23 protein-coding genes and 2 pseudogenes are annotated in these 20,401 nt (G+C 49.3%); 15 read left to right on the top strand and 10 right to left on the bottom strand.

Annotation, left to right across the window (positions count from 1 at the left end; genetic code table 11):
* The 10 genes and pseudogenes from DDT52_RS19335 to DDT52_RS19290 form a co-directional block, all read left to right on the top strand.
* Positions 1-1,019, top strand: a 1,019-nt coding sequence (locus DDT52_RS19335) for a bacteriophage T4 gp5 trimerisation domain-containing protein (RefSeq protein WP_425591566.1), incomplete at its 5' end; no start/stop codon positions are given.
* 13 nt (positions 1,020-1,032) lie between these two features.
* Positions 1,033-1,644: a DUF4123 domain-containing protein gene (locus tag DDT52_RS19330; RefSeq protein ID WP_136157800.1), complete on the top strand. Its 612-nt coding sequence runs from the start codon at positions 1,033-1,035 to the stop codon at positions 1,642-1,644.
* Complete coding sequence (locus DDT52_RS19325; RefSeq protein WP_136157799.1) at positions 1,631-2,017, top strand: hypothetical protein; 387 nt, start codon at positions 1,631-1,633, stop codon at positions 2,015-2,017. The genes DDT52_RS19330 and DDT52_RS19325 overlap by 14 nt, the downstream gene beginning before the upstream one ends.
* A 27-nt stretch (positions 2,018-2,044) precedes the next feature.
* Entirely contained in the window at positions 2,045-3,004 is a 960-nt protein-coding gene (locus DDT52_RS19320) for an HNH endonuclease (RefSeq protein ID WP_136157798.1), read from the top strand.
* 1 nt (position 3,005) lies between these two features.
* On the top strand, positions 3,006-3,521 hold the full coding sequence (locus DDT52_RS19315; protein ID WP_136157797.1) for an SMI1/KNR4 family protein: 516 nt from the start codon (positions 3,006-3,008) through the stop codon (positions 3,519-3,521).
* 48 nt (positions 3,522-3,569) lie between these two features.
* Positions 3,570-4,334, top strand: coding sequence for a cell division cycle protein 123 family protein (locus DDT52_RS19310; RefSeq protein WP_136157796.1), 765 nt, complete (start codon positions 3,570-3,572; stop codon positions 4,332-4,334).
* Between the two features lie 8 nt (positions 4,335-4,342).
* Positions 4,343-4,642, top strand: a complete 300-nt coding sequence (locus tag DDT52_RS19305; RefSeq protein WP_136157795.1) for a PAAR domain-containing protein — start codon at positions 4,343-4,345, stop codon at positions 4,640-4,642.
* 609 nt (positions 4,643-5,251) lie between these two features.
* A pseudogene (locus tag DDT52_RS19300) lies at positions 5,252-5,380 on the top strand (IS3 family transposase); the annotation flags it as partial.
* Positions 5,377-5,625, top strand: a pseudogene (locus DDT52_RS19295) (IS1 family transposase); the annotation flags it as partial. The pseudogenes DDT52_RS19300 and DDT52_RS19295, both read left to right, overlap by 4 nt.
* A gap of 131 nt (positions 5,626-5,756) precedes the next feature.
* A complete protein-coding gene (locus DDT52_RS19290) occupies positions 5,757-6,701 on the top strand; it encodes a DKNYY domain-containing protein (protein ID WP_136157794.1) in 945 nt (314 codons plus the stop codon).
* A 241-nt stretch (positions 6,702-6,942) separates the two neighbouring features.
* Here DDT52_RS19290 and nrdF read toward each other — a convergent pair whose 3' ends face one another.
* The 7 genes from nrdF to DDT52_RS19255 all read right to left on the bottom strand — a co-directional run bounded on the left by nrdF (position 6,943) and on the right by DDT52_RS19255 (position 13,160).
* Positions 6,943-7,905, bottom strand: a complete 963-nt coding sequence (gene nrdF, locus DDT52_RS19285; protein ID WP_136157793.1) for a class 1b ribonucleoside-diphosphate reductase subunit beta — start codon at positions 7,903-7,905, stop codon at positions 6,943-6,945.
* A gap of 24 nt (positions 7,906-7,929) precedes the next feature.
* Positions 7,930-10,080 carry a class 1b ribonucleoside-diphosphate reductase subunit alpha gene (gene nrdE, locus DDT52_RS19280; protein ID WP_136157792.1) on the bottom strand — a complete coding sequence of 717 codons (2,151 nt, stop codon included), beginning with the start codon at positions 10,078-10,080 and terminating at the stop codon, positions 7,930-7,932.
* Entirely contained in the window at positions 10,059-10,466 is a 408-nt protein-coding gene (gene nrdI, locus DDT52_RS19275; protein WP_136157791.1) for a class Ib ribonucleoside-diphosphate reductase assembly flavoprotein NrdI, read from the bottom strand. Before nrdI ends, nrdE begins: the two co-directional genes overlap by 22 nt.
* Before the next feature lie 9 nt (positions 10,467-10,475).
* On the bottom strand, positions 10,476-10,715 hold the full coding sequence (nrdH, locus tag DDT52_RS19270) for a glutaredoxin-like protein NrdH (RefSeq protein ID WP_109055852.1): 240 nt from the start codon (positions 10,713-10,715) through the stop codon (positions 10,476-10,478).
* A 294-nt stretch (positions 10,716-11,009) separates the two neighbouring features.
* Positions 11,010-11,804, bottom strand: coding sequence for an adenosylmethionine decarboxylase (speD, locus tag DDT52_RS19265; protein ID WP_136157790.1), 795 nt, complete (start codon positions 11,802-11,804; stop codon positions 11,010-11,012).
* Between the two features lie 37 nt (positions 11,805-11,841).
* A complete protein-coding gene (gene speE, locus DDT52_RS19260) occupies positions 11,842-12,705 on the bottom strand; it encodes a polyamine aminopropyltransferase (RefSeq protein ID WP_136157789.1) in 864 nt (287 codons plus the stop codon).
* A gap of 107 nt (positions 12,706-12,812) precedes the next feature.
* Positions 12,813-13,160 (bottom strand): YacC family pilotin-like protein, encoded by a 348-nt coding sequence (locus DDT52_RS19255; RefSeq protein ID WP_109055849.1) that lies wholly within the window; start codon positions 13,158-13,160, stop codon positions 12,813-12,815.
* Positions 13,161-13,445: 285 nt separating this feature from the next.
* Here DDT52_RS19255 and DDT52_RS19250 point away from each other — a divergent pair, with 285 nt between their 5' ends.
* On the top strand, positions 13,446-15,038 hold the full coding sequence (locus DDT52_RS19250; protein WP_136157788.1) for an ABC transporter permease: 1,593 nt from the start codon (positions 13,446-13,448) through the stop codon (positions 15,036-15,038).
* 4 nt (positions 15,039-15,042) lie between these two features.
* On the top strand, positions 15,043-16,104 hold the full coding sequence (locus DDT52_RS19245) for an ABC transporter ATP-binding protein (protein WP_136157787.1): 1,062 nt from the start codon (positions 15,043-15,045) through the stop codon (positions 16,102-16,104).
* On the opposite strand, the gene DDT52_RS19240 is transcribed toward DDT52_RS19245, so the two are convergent.
* Positions 16,099-16,500: a DUF6515 family protein gene (locus DDT52_RS19240; RefSeq protein WP_136157786.1), complete on the bottom strand. Its 402-nt coding sequence runs from the start codon at positions 16,498-16,500 to the stop codon at positions 16,099-16,101. The genes DDT52_RS19245 and DDT52_RS19240 overlap by 6 nt on opposite strands.
* 67 nt (positions 16,501-16,567) lie before the next feature.
* The gene (locus DDT52_RS19235) at positions 16,568-16,888 is read right to left on the bottom strand and encodes a hypothetical protein (RefSeq protein WP_136157785.1); all 321 of its coding nucleotides are present in this window, start codon (positions 16,886-16,888) and stop codon (positions 16,568-16,570) included.
* A 441-nt stretch (positions 16,889-17,329) separates the two neighbouring features.
* Here DDT52_RS19235 and hpt point away from each other — a divergent pair, with 441 nt between their 5' ends.
* A complete protein-coding gene (gene hpt / locus DDT52_RS19230; RefSeq protein WP_210732745.1) occupies positions 17,330-17,872 on the top strand; it encodes a hypoxanthine phosphoribosyltransferase in 543 nt (180 codons plus the stop codon).
* A gap of 47 nt (positions 17,873-17,919) precedes the next feature.
* Here hpt and can read toward each other — a convergent pair whose 3' ends face one another.
* A complete protein-coding gene (can, locus tag DDT52_RS19225; protein ID WP_109055843.1) occupies positions 17,920-18,561 on the bottom strand; it encodes a carbonate dehydratase in 642 nt (213 codons plus the stop codon).
* A 126-nt stretch (positions 18,562-18,687) separates the two neighbouring features.
* Between can and DDT52_RS19220 the strand changes: the two genes are divergently transcribed.
* Both DDT52_RS19220 and DDT52_RS19215 read left to right on the top strand, forming a co-directional pair.
* Positions 18,688-19,611 carry an ABC transporter ATP-binding protein gene (locus tag DDT52_RS19220; RefSeq protein WP_136157784.1) on the top strand — a complete coding sequence of 308 codons (924 nt, stop codon included), beginning with the start codon at positions 18,688-18,690 and terminating at the stop codon, positions 19,609-19,611.
* Positions 19,608-20,378: an ABC transporter permease gene (locus DDT52_RS19215; RefSeq protein ID WP_136157783.1), complete on the top strand. Its 771-nt coding sequence runs from the start codon at positions 19,608-19,610 to the stop codon at positions 20,376-20,378. The genes DDT52_RS19220 and DDT52_RS19215 overlap by 4 nt, the downstream gene beginning before the upstream one ends.
* The last annotated feature ends 23 nt before the right edge of the window (positions 20,379-20,401 follow it).

Below are 20,401 nucleotides of genomic sequence, written 5' to 3'. Positions count from 1 at the left end.
AAGTTATCGTCAGTTTCCTGGAAGGCGACCCGGACCAGCCTATCGTGACGGGGCGGACCTTTCATGCTACCAATCCGGTGCCGTATCCGCTACCGGAGCATAAAACCAAGATGGTGTTGCGTTCCGACACCCATCAGGGCAGCGGTTTCAATGAACTCTCTTTTGAGGATGAATCCGGGCGGGAAAATATTCATATCCACGCTCAGAAAGATATGTCGGTCAAGATATTGCACGACATGACCAAACGCGTGGACTCCAGCGTGGTGGAGAGTATTGGCGAAAATCAGAATACGGAAATTGGAAAACATCACCAGCATCGGGTCGGCGGCAATATGAATCTGACGGTGGGCGGGCAGGGACTCGGACTGCTGGGCGGTTTGTTCAGCCTGATAGCCAACAGCGGAAAATTCATGAAAAAGGAATCCGCTAAAGTGGGCGAGCCGGGCGTGGAGCAGTTTGCCGATGACATCAATAAAGTTGGGGCGGCAGCGGAAACGATGTCGCTGACCGCCGGGAAGTCCTTTACCGACGCGGGCGGATTCAAATCCCAGGCCGGGCTGGATATGGTATCGAAAGGCACCTCGCTGGCCGGATTGCTTTCCAGCCTGATGCCCGGTTCTGGAATTTTCAATACGGTCGTCGAGAAATTTCGTTCGGATACTACCGGTATCGCCAGTACCGAGCAGGTCGGTCTGTATAAAAACACGCTGGTCGGTCATACCCAGACGTTGTCAGTCGGGCAGGTGCTGAAGCTGCTGGTCGGGGATAAATACGATATCGAGAGCAAAAGTGCCATTTTCTCCCGCACCAAAAAGCATACGCTTTACGCTAAAGAAAAGATGGTGATTGGCGGGCCGGGCGGCACGATTACCATCGACGACAGCGGCGTGACCATCCAGGCGAAAAGCATCAAGCTGAAAGCACCATCCATTGATATGTCCGGTGGCGAGGCGGAGCAGGCGGCGGCGCTGAGCAGCGACAAACCGTTCTCGGAAGAGTGTCCGTATAAGAAAAAATAGGCAGGGAGGCATTATGTTGGACAATCCTTACGACGCGGTGAGTGACGGTCTGAAACAGACGGTATTCACTCCCGCATCCACGATTGTGGATGAACACGAAAAAAACCTTCACACCTACCTGTTGCTGAATGCGGCAGCCAGCCCGGATATTGCCATCTGTCTGGAAGGTTTTGCGCCATCCTATCGCTCGCTGTTTGATGTGTCGGTGCTGGATAATCTCGGCCACGTGGCGCCCTATCTGGTGCAGATTAATGCGCACAGTGATGTTCTGGACTGGTGGCTGGCGGACGGTTATATGCGGCAATGGGGCATCATTGTGCGCAGCACGCTGCCATTGATACCGCTGGTCAGGCATTTCAAGAAGTTCACCAAAGTCATCAATAATGGCAAAACTTACTTTTTCCGTTTTTACCAGCCTAAAGCCTTTAATCAGTTTATTCCGCGACTGACGCCAGCGCAGCAGGCGGACTTTTTTGCCCCGCTTTATGCCGTCTATACGGAAACTACCGATGAGTCGGCGCAGTTAATGCATTTCACCCATGATGCCCGCGGATTGAATGTAACTACGCTGGCATTGCCGGTTACCCCAAACCAGGAGGAGAGCACTGAACATGTGGCACTTTGATGACCTGCAAATGGAATCGCATCTGATGAGCGATAAAGACTTTTCCCGGTGGTTTGTGGATGAAGTGATGGAAGAAACCCTGCCGGAGCACAAGCAAGGGCATAAGCCGGAAACCCTGTATACGATGACGCTGAATGGCCGGGAGATAGCGAAAAAGTTCCATATCCATAAACCGACCAATCAGGCGAAATTTTTGTATTTCATGTGGGGCGTTGGGTCGAACTTCTTTGAGTTTGATGGTTTTAAGCAAATCCTTGCGGATACAGCGCGGGGCGAAGATGAACGGCTTGAAGCGCTGTTTAGCGAGGTCAGCGAAGAACAAGGGGTTGATGCGCTGATGCAGAGTCATCCGAATTACTGGTTCCCGGAGTGAAGCCGGTGAGACGACAGGGAGAATAATATGGCGAATATCAGAGCAAGGAGTGAGAGTCCTGAAATTGAAGCAGATCGCAAGAAAGTGCTTGAAATGGAGTCTCAATACAGTGAGCTTATTATTGATGGTGGCTTGGCAGCAGCAGGAGCCGCACCGCCACCGTTTGGTACGGCGGCAGATGTGGCGTCATTGGGGCGTTCGCTTTTCAAAGGCGACTGGAGTGGAGCCGCACTGGATGTATTGGGACTTATCCCGATAGTGGGTGATGCTGCGAAAGCAGGGAAAATAGCGGCAAAAGTTGAAAAGGTGACGGAAGCCTTATCTAAGGCCAAAGCTGCGCTGAATACGAAAGTGTTTGCAGCAACGCGTAAAAATGCAAAAAAATACTGGAACGAATTGATAGCCAAGAGAAAAAAGGAAAAATTGGACAGCGAGCTTGGAAAGTGCAAAACAGAAGAATGCAAAAAGCTGGCTCGTGAAAAATTTGAAAACGACAAATCTATGGATCCTGGCCGTCTTCCATCGTCAGAAAAAGGAACCTGGGTAGATAAAGATGGAAAACCTTGCCCGCCGGGGACAGGAATATATAAGCCCGATCCTGAAAAGAACAAGAGCCTTTATGATGCAGTTCAGCGTCATGGTAAAGAGGGGATCCCGTATAAAGATGGACATCCTGACTTCTCAGAATTTCCGCCATTGAAGGATGGAAAACCGTTTGGTAACGGAGATAAGCCTTACCAAGTAGAAATAGATATGGGGGGAGATCGTTCCGATTTCACAAAAGCTAAGAGTGCGCTGAATGAAAAATATGGAAAAAAACTCGCTCCAGACGAAAATGATATTGGAACTTGGCACCATGAGCCTGATGGAGTAACAATGAGTTACGTGGATATTGATATACATACTGCTTATAATAAAGCAGGTAAAGTTAATGGCGGAACCCCTCATAAAGGTGGTGATTCAATGTGGCGAAGTGAGGATTTTTAATATGACTATTGAAAAAGAAGACCTGAAAAACTGGGTAATTAGCAATGGGGGATTTATTCCTGATGAGATAAAAGTAAATGCCAGTATTTTATCTATAGAAAATGGACTAAATGTAAAACTACCTAGAGAATATAAAGATTTTCTCGCTCTGACAAATGATGAATCATGCAGTCCAATTGACGATAAATCATCTTGTTTATGTAAGTATAATTCGAAATTGATAGTCGTTCTTGTGAATGTTTTGTCTAATAGTAAAAGATTAATTTCACAAACAAATATGTTATCAGGTTCTGACGAAAATGGCTTGGTAAATGGCCTTGTTGCTATAGGAAGAAATTACGATGATGATGGAGATGCCTATATTATTTATGACGTAAGACCTAATTCTCCCACTTATCAACATGTATTTCATTGGCGATATTATGTTGACAATTTAGTCATAGGTGAGGGGTTGGGGTTTCTGGCTCACTCGCTGAAAGAATTTCTAAATACGCCAACATTGGAAGATGAATTGTAATTTCTCTATATGCTACTGTCAACAACAGGATGTTAAGGCTGATTGAGCATGTACTCTGAGCACAAACAGACGTTTATTGAAAACTGGTCGGAAGATATTTTGTCTTTATCTTTCAAGAGTGAAGGTATTGAGCTTCATGAGAGAGATGTTATCGCCATTGGTGCGTGTACCGATGAATTTATGACCGCCAGAGGACTACTGGAAAAACCGGTTTTTTCTACACAGTTATGTGACGATATCGAATATGCTTTGTCAGTGTTAAATAAGCCCGCTTTTGTGCGATTTGGGGGTGTTAGCTACCATGGTACTTCTCTTTCTCGATTGAATACGGTTGATGGGGTAGTAAAACAACTATCGGTATCTAGTCATCGCGTCGCATCCTATCTTTGGGATTGTCTGCAATCGTCAACACCTGTTTGGTTGTTCCTGAGGGAATGGCGCGATATTCCGCGCTGGGGAGAGTTCAGATGTTTCATTCGGGATGCTAAAGTCATTGGCGTTTCTCAATATCACTGTATGGAGTACTTTCCGTTTCTCAAAGAAAAGGAAAATGAAATACGCCTTCAAATAATCATGTTTTTGCAAAAACTCTTGCCTGTATTACATATGAATTCCGTGGTTGCAGACATTGCCATTGATTATCAAGATGGGAAATTTACTACAACATTGATTGAACTTAATCCGTTTATTCAGCGTACAGATGCTTGTCTTTTTTCCTGGGTAAATGGCGGCGACTTTAATGGTCGTATTCGTGTCAATCATAGTATTGCCGATGCGCAAGCAGAAAAACGGGAAAGGCCTTATTTATTATAGGAGGATGTATGGGGAAGCCTGTGGCAATACTGGGGCATATGCATATTTGCCCAAAAGTTGAACCGGGTCCGGTGCCGCATGTCGGCGGTCCAATTATTAATGCCGGTCAATCGATTGTCACTATCAATGGCGTTCCTGTCGCCGTGGTGGGTGGAAAAGCGCTGTGTACGGGTGTCGGGATGCTGGATGGCCTGGTTTCGGGTTCATCTATCTTCACCATTGAAGGTAAACCGGTGGTCAGGATGGGAGACGGTTGCGCGCACGGCGGAAAAGTCGTTCAAGGGTGGCCGACGGTGACGTCTGATTGAATGTTTTTAATTTATCCTGGAATAAATTAAAACTCTTAATTAGTAATGGTGTGGAAGAGCGTGTTTATCCAGTAGTTATCGGTCAGATATAGCTTGTAGGCTATGATAACCACTGAGTAATTGAATCTGTTAATTGCTTGTTTAGAACGATGGCGCGAGAATCGTGCTTGCAGACGCCTTTCAAAATGGCCTACAATGCGGCCCACAGCGATGACGAATGGTGATGGATTTTCTTATTTATCACATAGATGGATGATGAGGTAGATTTCCGTCCGTTCCGCCACATCATTGTCTTTGGATGTTTTCATACATCCTTATGAGTTAAGAAACCGCAACGTCATCAACGGCTTGCGGTTTTTTTCCGTCCCTATATTTCCACCGGCGTGCCGGGGAAGCCAAAGATAATGAGTAGATCGCCCGAAGAAGGTATTCCGGTACACTCATTTTGAATTGTTTATGACGGAAATGTGGTTTAATTCCAGAACATTGCAGCCATTCAACTTTTTGAAAACGGCTTTCAGCCAGTGTTTATCAAGGAGCAGAAATGGCTATCATTACCCGTCCTCTTTCCTCTTCCGGGGTTCAGAAAGCAAAGCTGAAGCAGCCTGATCCATAACGGACTATATCGTGGGATATTACAGTACGCTCAGACCGCACGGCTATAACGGTGGATTACCACCAAACGAATCGGAAAATCGGTTCTGGAAAAACGCTAAACCCGTGGCCAGTTTTAGTTGACCGCTTCACTCGCCCCTTTTAACATCGGCACGATAATCAGCGATGACTGGGGCCGTTATGCCAGAGAGGTGCCGAAGGAGAAGCATCTGACTGGCAAGATATTTACTCATCGTATTGAACGTAACAACCTGACGCTGAGAACCAGAATAAAAAGGCTCGCCCGGCGAACCCTCTGCTTTTCACGCTCTGTAGAACTACACGAAAAGGTAATTGGCGCTCTCATCGAAAAATACATGTTCTACTAATTGGAGGCATCACCGAATAGATTAATGCCGCGCAAAAAACTGGCGCTGCACTGGGAAAGGAAAATAAGTGCGTCGGAGCGTATTGGAGAATAAACAGATTCGTTTTCTGTTAATGGCAAAGGAAGGGAAAAATGAAAAAGTCGGTTGTTATCGGGGCGATGGTTGCGCTGGCGGGAATGATGAGTGCGGCGAGTCACGCGGAAGTTAAATATCCTTATAAAAATATCAACGGCCAAGTGGTCTTTCAACTGGATGCCAACGCGGCGCCGGCCGTACTGGAAGGCGCGAAGACGGATGATTTTACGCTGTTGTACAAAGGCGATATGACGATAGCCGTCGCCCGGTCAGATGGGCATTTTTATTGCAATGGCGCGCTGTTGCCGCAAGGTTTCGATCCCGGCACCGCCAAAGTGCTGGATACCTTTTTGCTGACTAATGTAGGCGCGTATTCCTACTGTAAATTGATGCCGCAACCAGTGGACGGCGACCATTTCGAAGCGCTGGAATTTCCGTTTTTCAGCGACGGCAAACATATCTTCATCCGTACCGGCGAAGTGCTGAAACAGGCGGATGCCGCCAGCTTTAAAACGCCGGCCGTGAATCAGGCCTACGATAAGGCGCATTATTTCTTTATTGGTGAAAAGGATATCGTTCTGCCTTACCAGCGCAGCGTAAATATCTATAGCCCCTGTCGGGGATGGGCCAGCATTGACGACCAGATCCACTACATGGGGGAGAAACGGCCGGATGTGGATGCCGGCACACTGCGCTGCCTGACCTTCAGCAATGCGGTGAGCAAGGCGGGATTCTATGTCTTCGGTAAATTGCAGCCCTTTTCCGTCGCGGATGTAAAAGTACAGAACGTCAGGCCGTGGAATGATAATGAAGATCGGGTCTTTACAGACGGAAGCCATGTCTGGTTCGTCAATGTGGACGCGCAGCTGCTGGAGGGCGTGAACAGCAAGACGCTCAGTGTTGAAAATGACTACGGCGACTACGTGATTAGCGATGGCGTGAATAAATGGAAATGCGGTTCATCACAAACGGTGGGCGAACCGGCGTGTCGTAAGACGTGATTTTTGTGTGCTGGTTTTTTTAGCAAACAAAAATTTATTATTCCATGGTGATTATATACCTTATGTCCAGCCAGCGGCTGGACTTCGGTGAGAGACAGAATGTCTCTCATTAATCCCAATGAGCTTACTCAGATAAGTGATGATGAGTAATGAGGTGGATTTCCGCCCGTTCCGCCACTTAATTTAAAAGCCCTGAACCAGCGATGATTCAGGGCTTTGTCATTTCAGAGCCGGACTTCCGTTAGAAATCCCAATCCTCATCTTCCGTATTAACGGCTTTGCCAATCACGTATGAAGAACCGGAACCAGAGAAAAAGTCGTGATTTTCGTCAGCATTGGGTGACAGCGCGGATAAAATTGCTGGATTCACGTCCGTCATGCTGGCAGGGAACAGCGCCTCATAGCCCAGGTTCATTAACGCTTTATTGGCGTTGTAGTGCAGGAACTTTTTGACATCTTCCGTCCAGCCAACGCTATCGTACAGCTCTTGGGTATACAGCACTTCATTGTCATACAAATCCTGCAATAGATCATAAGCGAAATTTTTAACCTGCTGCTGACGTGCCGTGTCCGCTTTCGCCAGACCTTGCTGGAATTTATAGCCGATATAATAACCATGTACCGCTTCATCACGGATAATCAATCGTATCAAATCGGCGGTATTGGTCAATTTAGCCCGACTTGACCAATACATTGGCAAGTAAAAACCGGAGTAGAACAGGAAAGACTCCAGAAAAACGCTGGCGACTTTTTTCATCAACGGATCGTCACTACGGTAATGCGACAGGATGATCGATGCTTTTTTCTGTAATGCCGGGTTTTCCTCGCTCCAGCGATAGGCGTCATCCACTTCACTGGTCAGGCAAAGCGTCGAAAAAATGGAGCTATACGAACGGGCATGAACCGCCTCCATAAAGCAGATGTTGGATAGCACGGCCTCTTCATGCGGAGTAACGGCATCGGGCATGAGTGTCGGTGCGCCCAGCGTGTTCTGAATGGTGTCCAGCAGCGTCAGTCCGGTAAATACTCGGATAGTCAACTGGCGTTCATGGGCGTTCAGCGTTCCCCATGAGGGGATGTCGTTGGAAAGCGGCACTTTTTCCGGCAGCCAGAAATTTGATGTCAGCCGATTCCAGACCTCCAAATCTTTATCGTCTTCGATTTTGTTCCAGTTGATGGCCTGGACGCGCGTTAGCAATGTCATAATCGGATTTCCTTCAGCGATGGCTTATAGCGCGCAGGACACACAGCCCTGAACTTCTGTACCTTCCAGCGCCATCTGTCGTATACGAATGTAATAGATGGTTTTGATACCCTTGGTCCACGCATAGATTTGCGCTTTATTGATGTCCCGCGTGGTGGCGGTATCGCGGAAAAACAGCGTTAGCGACAACCCCTGATCGACATGCCGGGTGGCGGCGGCGTAGGTATCAATGATCTTCTGCGGCCCGATTTCGTAGGCATCCTGGTAATACTCCAGATTGTCATTGGTCATATAGGGGGCAGGGTAGTAAACCCGTCCAATTTTGCCCTCTTTGCGGATCTCAATGCGTGACACAATCGGATGGATGCTGGATGTGGAATGATTGATATAAGAAATCGAACCTGTTGGGGGCACCGCCTGCAAATTCTGATTATAAATACCATAGGCCATGACCGATTCGCGTAAAGCGGCCCAATCCTGTTGACTGGGAATGGCGATCCCGGCTTGTGAAAACAGCGCCTTTACGCGTTCCGTAGCAGGCAACCAGCTCTGCTCGATGTATTTGTCAAAGTATTCACCCGAAGCATACTTCGAGTTTTCAAAACCTTTGAAGCGCTGACCACGTTCTATTGCCAGTTGGTTTGAGGCGCGAATGGCATGATAGGCAACGGTATAAAAATAGATGTTGGTGAAATCAATACCTTCCTCTGAGCCATAAAAAATACGCTCTTTCGCCAGATAGCCGTGCAGGTTCATCTGACCGAGGCCAATAGCGTGAGATTCGTCGTTGCCTTTCTCAATAGAAGGCACGGAACGGATGTGGCTCATATCGGAAACGGCGGTCAGGGCGCGAATGGCCATTTCCACCGTTAGCCCAAAATCGGGAGACGACATGGTTTTGGCGATATTCAGCGAGCCGAGGTTACAGGAGATATCCTTGCCGACATGGCGATAGCCAAGGTCCTCGTCGTACAGGCTGGCATCATTAACCTGCAAAATTTCAGAGCACAGGTTGCTCATGTTGATACGCCCTTGAATCGGGTTCGCACGATTTACCGTATCCTCAAACATCATGTAGGGATAGCCGGATTCAAACTGGATCTCGGCGAGAATCTGGAAGAATTCTCTGGCCTTGATATGTGACTTGCGAATGCGTTTGTCGTTTACCATTTCATGGTATTTTTCGCTGATGCTGATTTCCGACAGCGGAACGCCATACACCTGTTCGACATCGTAGGGAGAAAACAGGTACATCACCTGATTGTCTTTAGCGAGCTGGAACGTGATATCTGGTATGACTACCCCCAGCGACAGCGTTTTAATCCGGATTTTTTCATCGGCATTTTCGCGTTTGGTATCCAGAAAACGCAGGATATCGGGGTGATGCGCGTTGAGGTAAACCGCGCCGGCGCCCTGGCGCGCACCCAACTGGTTGGCGTAGGAAAAGGCATCCTCCAGCATTTTCATCACGGGAATAATACCGGATGACTGGTTCTCTATGCGTTTGATTGGCGCGCCGGTTTCACGGATGTTGGTAAGCAGGAAGGCGACGCCGCCTCCACGCTTGGAAAGCTGAAGCGCCGAATTAATCGCGCGGCCAATGGATTCCATATTATCTTCGATTCGCAACAGGAAGCAGGAAACCAGTTCGCCACGCTGCTTTTTGCCGCAGTTCAGAAACGTGGGCGTTGCCGGCTGGAATCGACCGCTGATGATTTCGTCGACCATGGCGCTGGCAAGCGCGGCATCGCCTGCGGCAAGGGTCAGCGCTACCATACAGACGCGATCTTCATAACGTTCCAGATAGCGTTTGCCGTCAAAGGTTTTGAGGGTATAGCCGGTATAATATTTGAACGCCCCCAGGAACGTTTGAAAGCGGAACTTATGGCTGTAGGCCTGCTGGAAAAGGCTCTTGATGAAGCTGAAGGCATATTGATCCAAGACTTCGGCTTCGTAGTAGCCTTCTTCGACCAGATAGCGCAGTTTTTCTTCCAGATTATGAAAGAACACGGTGTTTTGATTCACGTGTTGCAGGAAATAACGCCGTGCGGCCAGTTTGTCCTGTTCGAACTGGATATGCCCCTCTGCATCATAGAGGTTCAGCATGGCGTTCAGAGAATGGTAGTCCAGCTCCGTGCTGGCTGGTTTAGTGATCACGGATTCTGTTGTTGCCAAAATTCAGTTACTCCCTTACGCACATTTGCAACGTCTTCTGCGGTGCCAAGCAGCTCGAAGCGATACAGGTAAGGTACCTGGCACTTCTGCGCGATGATGTCACCCGCGATGCAGTACGCTGCACCGAAATTCATATTGCCTGCGGCAATAACGCCACGCAGGTAATCACGATTTTGCCGTTCGTTCAGAAAATGGATCACCTGACGGGGTACGGCACCTTTGCTACTGCCGCCACCGTAGCTGGGAACCACCAGAATATACGGTTGATCCACTTTCAGTATCGGCAGCTCGGTCGCGATGGGGATTCGCAGGGCGGGCAGCCCAACCCTGCTAATGAAACGATGGGTGTTTTCCGACTGGCTGGAAAAATAGACCAGTGGGTTCATCGCGCCCCCTTATTGCAGCCGTTGGGATGCGTGAAGCGTACTGATTTTGTCCGGACGGAAACCGCTCCAATGATCGTTGGCTGTCATGACGACCGGCACCTGCTGATAACCTAATGCTCTTACCTGCTGTAACGCCTGGGCATCTTCCGTTAAGTCCACCAGTTGATAGTCAATTCCCTGTTTATCCAGTGCACGGCATGTCGCATTGCATTGAACGCAATCTGGTTTGGTGAAAATAGTAATACGCATGATTCGTATTTACCTTTTGGCGTGAGAGAAGTATATCGGAGCGGCTATCTTCAACGGGTATCTGTACCCTGACCGATCCACGAAGCAACCATCAGTAGTGATGAGGTCACGACTTGAATACTAGATGTAGTTGTTTTGAATTTCAACCATACAATATATAGGATTTATCAGTGAGCTTATGCAAAAGGCGACTAACCCAGATGGGACAAGGGAAAAGGTGAGGTCAGGGGAAAAATAATTTTTAAGAAACGGTAGTGATGGTAGGGGAAGGGAGCCTCGCTCCCTTCAAAAAGATCACAGTATCGGCAGATTCCTGCCGTAATAGATCTCCTGCATCTCGTGATACAGCAGGTCGGTGATTCTCTTGCGTTCCGCAGCGCTCAGTGCGTCAGGGTTGACGTTGAACAGATAGTGTTTCAGGTCGAAATCTTTCAGCAACATCTTGGTGTGAAAGATATTTTCCTGATAAACATTCACGTCCATCATGTGATAGAGCGATTTCATGTCTTCTGACATAAAATTCTGAATGGAGTTGATCTGGTGATCGATGAAATGTTTTACGCCATTGACATCACGGGTAAAGCCCCGCACGCGATAATCAATGGTTACAATATCTGATTCCAACTGGTGAATCAGATAGTTAAGCGCTTTTAATGGTGAAATCACGCCGCAGGTCGACACCTCAATGTCGGCGCGAAAAGTACATAACCCGCCTTCAGGATGGCTTTCCGGATAGGTATGTACGCATATATGGCTTTTGTCCAGATGAGCGACCACCGCGTTGGGCAAGGGGCCTGGATGTTCCGAGTTATCGACATCACGCGGGTCCATGGGTTCTTCGCTGACCAGAATGGTTACGCTGGCGCCTTGTGGCTCGTAGTCCTGGCGGGCGATATTAAGAATATTGGCCCCGATGATCGAGCAGGTTTCGGTCAGGATCTCTGTTAAGCGGTTGGCATTATACTGTTCATCAATATAGGCGATATAACCGTCGCGGTCATCGGCTGTCTTGGTGTAACAGATATCGTAAATACAAAAACTCAGGCTTTTGGTCAGATTGTTAAAGCCGTGTAGTTTCAGCTTGTGCAATTTAAGTCACCTCCTTATTGATTTGCTAATGCGATAATTACCGTGCGCCGGATAATGCGTTTAATAAATATTGCGGTAGTGCAAAGCTACCCACATGAATGTCCGGATTGTAATAGCGACATTCAATACCCGAAGCCGCAAAGCGTTGGCGTAATGTTTCGGTGGTAAGCTGACGGAGCGCCGCATTATTACTGGCCCAGGCAAATGTCATAATGCCGCCGTAGTAGGTCGGTATAGCTGCCTGATAAAAACTGACGTCGCTGAAATAGTGACCGAGTTTTCTATGGCTGTTAACGGCTTCATCTTGCTGTAGGAAGCAGACCCCGTTTTGGGCGACAAAAATCCCGCCTTCATTCAGGCAGCGCGCGCATCCCTGATAAAAATCCGAGGTAAACAGGCTTTCACCTGGTCCGATGGGATCGGTGCAGTCAGAAATGATGACGTCAAATTTCCCGGAACATTGATTAACGAAGTTCACGCCATCATCAATGACCAGATTGAAACGAGGATCGTCATAAGCGCCGGCATTATGGTTGGGTAAATATTGGCGGCAGAATTCCACCACGCCAGCGTCGATTTCTACCATGGTAATATGCTCAACGCTGCGGTGTCGACTGACTTCACGCAGCATGCCGCCGTCGCCGCCGCCGATGATCAGCACGCGTTTAGCGTTGCCGTGAGCCAGTAATGGAACGTGGGTAAGCATTTCGTGATAGATGAATTCATCACGCTCAGTGGTTTGAACCACGCCATCAAGCGCCATGACGCGACCTAACGCGGCGTTTTCAAAAATGATCAGATCTTGATGATCTGTCTTTTGGTGATACAACACCCGATCAATAGAGAAATACTGACCGAAGTTGGCATGCAGGGTTTCATACCAAATTTCTTTCTGGGACATGTTAGGGCTTCCTCCGCGATAACAGCCATGAAAATTGGCGCGCCATCATAGCTAACTCTTGAGCCGCTTGCACGGTCAAATTTCAGTCAGCCCGGAAAGAGAGAGAATTATTGCGCGTAGGAAAGCAGTCCGAGTGAATTACGAGCCAGCGATTGGCATTTTTTAGGCGTAGGGATCGCAATCTTGCTGAGATCACGATAGCTGTCCTCACCCATGGCCGTCATGTTGTACGTATTGTAATTGCTGAGATCCCAACGGTTTTGCTGCGCAAATGCCACTAGCGTCCGGCGAATCTGTTCATTGGGCAGATCCTGATAGCCGCAATTGTTTTTCAGATAGACGAAAATGGCAGTCAGATCGGCAAGATCTTCCGCTTCAAATTCGTTAAGTGCCTTGCTGACGGAGGAGAAGCTCATCAGACTCAGCAAGAGCATCGCCAGCGCAGTGTTTTTCATGGTTAAACCTGTTCCGGGTATCGTCAGATGACGTTATCACAGATGTTGCCTCTGGTTCCAAGCTTTCTTGCGGGCAGAACGCGGCGGCATGAGTAAAAAAAGCTGCTAATACAAAGTGGACAGCGGGCCGAAAAGCAAGTGATGACGGCTATTGGCTTCAGACAAATCGAATTCTTTCAAGTTAATCGTGCGATTACAGGCTATTTATCGTTGATTGACACCATGACGCCGACATCAGGCTCTGTTATTAATAATAGTGGACTAACTTAACATAGCTCTTATTTTATGATCTCCGGTGTCTGGCGCGTCAGTAGTTGGTTGTTGGCGGGGCTGTTGCTGCTTCCTTTAGCGGCGATTTTCTTTCAGGCATTTTTTGCTGAAGGGCGGGGATTTGTCCTGATATGGCAAACCGGATTACCCGCATATCTGCTCAATTCGGCGGTGCTGGTGGTCGGTACGGTGCTGCTCAGCCTGCTTATCGGTTTACCTGCCGCCTGGTTGATGGCGATGTATCGTTTTCCCGGCCAGCGTATGCTGCGCTGGGCGCTCTGTCTGCCGTTGGCGATGCCTGCTTTTTTGCTCGCTTATCTTTATGCTGATGCGCTGATGTTCGCTGCACCTTGGCGGCATTTACTGATTTGGCCGTCCGATTCGGTGGCTTCTCTCTGCGGAGCATGCGTTATCCTTGCGCTGGTTCTGTACCCTTATATTTATTTGCTGGCGCGTCATGCATGGGTGAAACAGCCCGCCAGTCTGATTCATTCTGCCCGATTGCTTAAGCATTCCCATTCGCAAGTGATATGGCGCGTATGTCTGCCAATCGCCCGACCGGCAATGGTAACCGGCGCGGTGCTGGTTGCGGTGGAGGCATTCGGCGACTACGGTGTGGCATCTTATCTGGCGATCCCCACGCTGACGACCACCGTGCTGGATATCTGGCAGCAGCAGGGCGATCTGGGCGCGGCAGCGCGTATTGCCGTTATCATTCTGCCCATTATTTTTTTACTGATGTTTTTGGCGCACGTCTGGCGGCGGAAACAGCAGGTCTATCAAACGCGTTTGCAGTCAGAACCGCTTGCTCCGTCAGTATTGCGCGGCTGGCGTAGTGGGCTGGCGCAGTTCTACTGTTGGGGGCTGGTCTGTCTGGCATTCATTGTGCCGCTTTTGCGACTCGCATTTTGGGCGGTAATGCATTTTATGCAGGGGTGGGATATGGCATTCCTGCACGCTATCGGTAATAGCCTGTTGGCATCTGTCTTGACCACGGCCTTGATTACGCTTATGGCGTTGTCGTTTGTGTTTTATACCCGAACGGCGGGCCAGTCGGCGAATCAGCTTCCGGTGAGACTGGTCGGTTTGAGCTATGCGATCCCCGGTACTGTCCTTGCGGTTGGTTTGTTTATCCCGCTGGTTTTGGTTGATAACGCTATTGGATTGCTGGCTGAGAGCATGGCGTTATCCGTACCGGAACGGCTGCTATCAGAATCATTGTTTATCTTGATACTGGCATACAGCGTCAAGTTCGGTCGTTTGATGCTGGATGGTCTGGAGTACAGTATGGCGAAGATCCCGGTATCGCTGGATCGAGCCTGTCTGGTGTTGAAATGTTCTGCTGGAGAGCGCTGGTCTCGGGTGCATATTCCCTTATTAAGCCGCAGTCTGCTGGTTGGTGCGGTGCTGATTTTCACCGAAAGTATGAAAGAACTGAATGTGTCTTTGCTATTGCGTCCGCTTCATTTTGAAACACTGGCAACTTATGTTTTCCGGTTTACCTCTGGAGAGCAGGTGGCGTCACTGGCTTTGCCGGCATTGGTCCTGGTCGTGGTGGGAATTGTACCTGTGGTTGGCTTGAGCCGGGTTTTGAACATCAAAGGATAATCGAATGGTAACGTCGGTGGATATTCTGAGTGTGCAGTCATTGAACTGTAGATTGCCCACAGGATTGAGTCTGGAAAATGTGACGTTCGCCGTTAGGGCTGATGAAACGATCTGTTTGCTGGGCAGGAATGGCAGCGGTAAAACCACGCTGTTGCAGGCTATCGCCGGGTTACTGCCGATAGAACACGGCGAAATCAAGCTCGCCGGACAATCCATCAGCACCCCTCAGCAGGTGTTGACGCCGGAGCAGCGTCAGATCGGCATGATTTTTCAGGATTATGCCTTGTTTCCTCATTTGACTGCCGAAGGTAATGTGGCGTTTGGTTTATATGGCCAATCCGACAGCGAAGTCGCGCGGATCTGCGGCGAAATGCTGACACTATTGAAACTTGATGACGTAGCCTCTCGTTATCCCCATGAACTGTCAAATGAACAGCAGCAGCGTTTGTCCATCGCTCGGGCGCTGGCTTGCGAACCCAGGCTGCTGTTGCTGGATGAACCTTTTCCCGGATTGGATAGCCAGAGCCGTTATCATCTGATAACCGAGCTGCGGCAAATACTTAAACAGCGGCACGTTGCGGCCATTTTTGCGACACACAACCGGGAAGAGGCGTTTGCCTGCGCAGATCATCTTATCCTGCTGGAAGAGGGGAAAATTATGCAGCAGGGCTATCCCTCGGAGCTCTATCATCGCCCTGCGAGTCGGTTTGTAGCGGATTTTTTGGGGAACACGAATTATCTGCCGGTGAGGATCCTGAGCGATCACCAATGGCAGAGTGCGTTCGGCGAACATCATGCAAATCATCCCCTGAATCAGCCGATTGATTCGCAATGCGACTGGATGGTTCGTCCACTGGATGTGGCGCTGGCGCTGGACCCTGAGGGGACGGCGCAAATCAAGGACCGCCTTTTTACCGGTACATCCCATCTCTATAAGGTGAGTCTGGGAGATCGGGTGATCCTCATTCAGACCAGCAACTGGTTTGAACCGGGTCAGAAGGTGCGCCTGAGCATTAAAACCGATCAGCCCGTGTTCTTTCCTGCCATTTCGATGCCGGCTTCATAAGCCAGCAGGTTTGGGAACCTCCAGATATTCACCATTAATATTGCGCTTATAGTAGCTCCCATTTTTCACATAAAAACGCTCGCCGTTAATATCTAAAACCGTCATCTCACCCTGAGTGATGGCATGGGCGGGCGCGGGGGGCGTTTCCACCACGACATAGCTATTGTTCTGTCGTTGGTAGAAAATACCGTTGAGAACATAATAAGTCAGTCCGGCAATCAGAACGGTTTCGACCCCATAGGGCAGGCGATTAACAACAATGCCTGGTCCTGGTCTGTCATGCCAGGGAGCGCCATGAGGGCCGGGGCCCATTCCATGGCCCGGACCGGGACCGGCGAGGACGCTGGCTGGCGATAGGATCGCCAGTGAAATCATCAATACAAGGTTCTTTTTCATCGCGTGCCGGACTCCTGCCTTCATGTGTATCACTCACTTTATTCGCGACATGTTGTGTCCCGATTACTTACTTGTCGCCTGTCGGCGCCGTGGGTTCCGGTTCTGGCGGCAATTCCCGGATCATCACCCTGACTTCGTAATTTTTGTCGGCTCCCTGTGGGGCGTTAGCGATCAGTTTGCTTAATGCCTGATCGGGATGACGAGTTTGTAGTGATGCTTCATAGAGCGGCGGCGGCATATCTGGTCGCCCGTGAAGCGCGAACGCAGACGGTCCGTTTGGTCGAGGCGCATTCGCGCCAGGAATGGCGGTGATACCAGCGACGGCGCTGGTAATGGACAAGGTTGCCGCAAGAGCGAAGATGCTCAATACATGGTATCGTTTTTTCATAAAGCGCCTTTAATCAGCTATATATGCTATGCCCATCGTCTTTCCAGTTGCAAAGGCGGTTAACTTGAGCCAGTACGAAAATTTACCCGGCCGCCGCGCTGCATCTCGAAATCGATTGGCTATATATAAAGACGCTCTTGAGGGTGGCCGCAATCCAATTTACGCAGATTTATTCTGCAATAACGCAATCCTGATGGTTTGTTAACAATGATGGGGAAACGATGCGGCAAACTCAGGAAGATATCGCTGGCTGAGACGATTATTTTTGGGCCGCGTTAAACTCGTTGCCTGGCTGGAAGGATGGGGATGACGGTTGGTTTCTGGTATACTTCGCGCCCTTAGGCGCAATCTGCCTGCGCTGACAACAGGTCAGCATGGGGCATCATCGGGCATATGCATTCGTCTCTGCCGATGATGCTGGATTCTTTTATTTAAAGAGTTATGAGTATGATGAAACATACCGTAGAAGTCATGATTTCTGAACAGGAAGTGATGACCCGAGTTAACGAGTTAGGCAGGCAAATCAGCGAACACTACCGTAACAGCGGCAACGATATGGTGTTGGTTGGCTTACTGCGTGGTTCATTTATCTTTATGGCCGATCTGTGCCGGGCTATCGATGTTTCACACGAAGTCGATTTTATGACGGCATCCAGCTATGGCAGCGGTATGAATACTACCCGCGATGTTAAAATCCTCAAGGATCTGGACGAAGATATTCGTGGCAAAGATGTGCTGATCGTCGAAGATATTATCGACTCCGGCAATACGTTGAGCCGAGTGCGTGAAATTCTGCGACTGCGTGAGCCCAAATCGCTGGCGATATGCACCCTGCTGGATAAGCCGGAACGCCGGGAAGTCGATGTGAAAGTCGAATGGGTTGGCTTCTCTATTCCTGATGAATTCGTCGTGGGATATGGCATCGACTACGCACAGCACTATCGCCATTTACCCTATGTTGGCAAAGTGGTTCCCCAGGAATGAGATGGGTGGATAAATGACGCCCGTTGCGGGGCGTCGACTGATATCCATCAGGGCATGGACGAAATCGCGCGGCGATAGCGTTGTTCCAGCGTCTCCCGGTTGGTGGCGGTGACTTCCAGATCGCGCAGCCGACCATCCTGAATACCGTAAACCCAGCCATGGATCATGATTTTTTGCCCACGTTTCCAGGCTGACTGCATAACGGTAGAGTGTCCAAGGTTATAAACCTGTTCGACGACATTGATCTCGCACAGCGTATTCAGCCGCTGTTCGGGAGGCAGTTCTCCCAGCAGCGAACTATGCTTGTACCATAGGTCGCGGATGTGCAGCAGCCAGTTGTTGATTAAGCCCAGTTCGGGGTTTTCAACCGCCGCCTGCACACCACCACAGCCGTAATGGCCGCAGATAATGATGTGTTCGACTTCCAGAACTTCGACAGCATATTGCACAACAGACAGGCAATTGAGGTCAGTGTGAATAACCAGGTTGGCGACGTTACGGTGAACGAACAGTTCTCCCGGTGCGAGGCTGGTCAAGCTTTCCGCAGGTACGCGACTATCCGAGCATCCAATCCACAAGAAACGAGGTCGTTGCGCCTGCGCCAGCCGTTCAAAATAACCAGGATCTTCTTCCACCATCGTTTTTGACCAGCGTTGATTATTCGCGATGAGCGTTTCAATTTCTTTCATGAAAGTAAATGACCTGTAACAGACAAGAGCAGTGGAGGTAATATAAGGCAACATTCTTCGTTTGAAAAACGATAGTTTTAAAATCGGAACTGTAGAACCCACTGATAATAAGGCAATCCATTTCTTATGACATACGCACTGGAGCTGGCGCAGTTAACCAAAACCTACGCAGGGGGCGTCAAAGCATTGCGCGGAATCGACCTGCAGGTTAAAGCGGGCGATTTTTATGCCCTATTGGGGCCTAATGGCGCAGGAAAATCGACGACCATCGGGATCATCAGTTCATTAGTCAATAAGACCGCCGGAAAGGTACAGGTTTTTGGTTATGACCTGGATCGGGATGTTGTTAACGCCAAGCGTCAACTGGGGTTGGTTCCCCAGGAGTTTAACTTTAACCAGTTTGAAACGGTATTGCAGATCGTGGTTAGCCAGGCGGGATATTACGGCGTAAAACGCAGCGAAGCGTTGCTGAGAGCGGAAAAATACCTCAGACAATTGGACTTATGGGAGAAGCGTAATGAAAAGTCCCGCATGCTCTCGGGCGGGATGAAACGCCGTCTGATGATTGCCCGTGCGCTGATGCATGAACCCAAACTGCTGATTCTTGACGAGCCCACCGCCGGCGTGGATATTGAGCTGCGACGTTCCATGTGGGGCTTTCTGAAAGAGCTCAACGCGCAGGGGACAACGATCATTCTGACCACCCATTATCTGGAAGAGGCTGAGATGCTGTGCCGCAATATCGGCATTATCCAGCATGGTGAACTGGTGGAAAACACATCGATGCGTCATCTGCTCTCCAAACTGAAATCGGAAACGTTTATTTTCGATCTGGCCGCTAAAAGTCCGTTACCTCAGCTTGAGGGCTATCCGTTCCGTTTATTGGACACCTCGACGCTTGAAGTGGATGTGATGCGCGAGCAGGGACTGAATGGCGTGTTCAGCCAGTTAAGCGCGCAGGGGATACAGGTACTGAGTATGCGTAACAAGGCGAACCGACTGGAAGAGCTGTTTGTCACCCTGGTTAATGGTAATGGAGAAAAAGCATGATGCAGTTGTATTGGGTGGCCTTGCAGAGTATCTGGATGAAAGAAATCAATCGTTTTGGCCGCATCTGGGTACAAACGCTATTGCCGCCGGTTATCACCATGACGCTGTATTTTATTATTTTTGGTAACCTGATTGGCTCCCGTATTGGTGAGATGCATGGTTTTGACTATATGCAGTTCATCGTACCCGGTCTGATCATGATGTCGGTGATCACCAATTCTTACGCCAATGTGGCGTCGTCATTTTTTAGTGCGAAGTTTCAGCGCAACATCGAAGAGCTGCTGGTGGCGCCGGTGCCGACCCATGTGGTCATCGTTGGTTATGTCGGCGGTGGCGTGGCTCGCGGGGTGTGTGTCGGCATACTGGTGACCGTGGTATCTCTGTTTTTTGTACCGCTTCAGGTTCATGCCTGGTGGATTATCGTCTTGACGCTATTGCTGACGGCGGTGCTGTTCTCATTGGCGGGGCTGCTGAATGCGGTATTTGCCAAGACCTTTGATGACATCAGTCTGGTTCCAACCTTTGTGCTGACGCCGTTGACCTATCTTGGGGGGGTATTTTATTCCCTGACGCTGCTACCGCCGTTTTGGCAGGCCGTGTCAAAGCTTAATCCGGTGGTGTATATGATCAGCGGGTTCCGCTATGGCTTTCTCGGGACTCATGATGTTCCGCTGATCTTTACCATGGCGGTGCTGGTTGGCTTTATCGTCGCGTTTTATCTTTTGGCGTGGTGGTTGATCGAACGTGGCCGCGGGCTGCGGACGTGATCGACGCATAAACGAAAAGGCGG

Source organism: Brenneria roseae subsp. roseae (genome assembly GCF_003115845.1).
Lineage (GTDB): Bacteria > Pseudomonadota > Gammaproteobacteria > Enterobacterales > Enterobacteriaceae > Brenneria > Brenneria roseae.
Note: the sequence above shows the minus strand (reverse complement) of the source record. Positions and strands in the feature narration are given on the sequence as shown.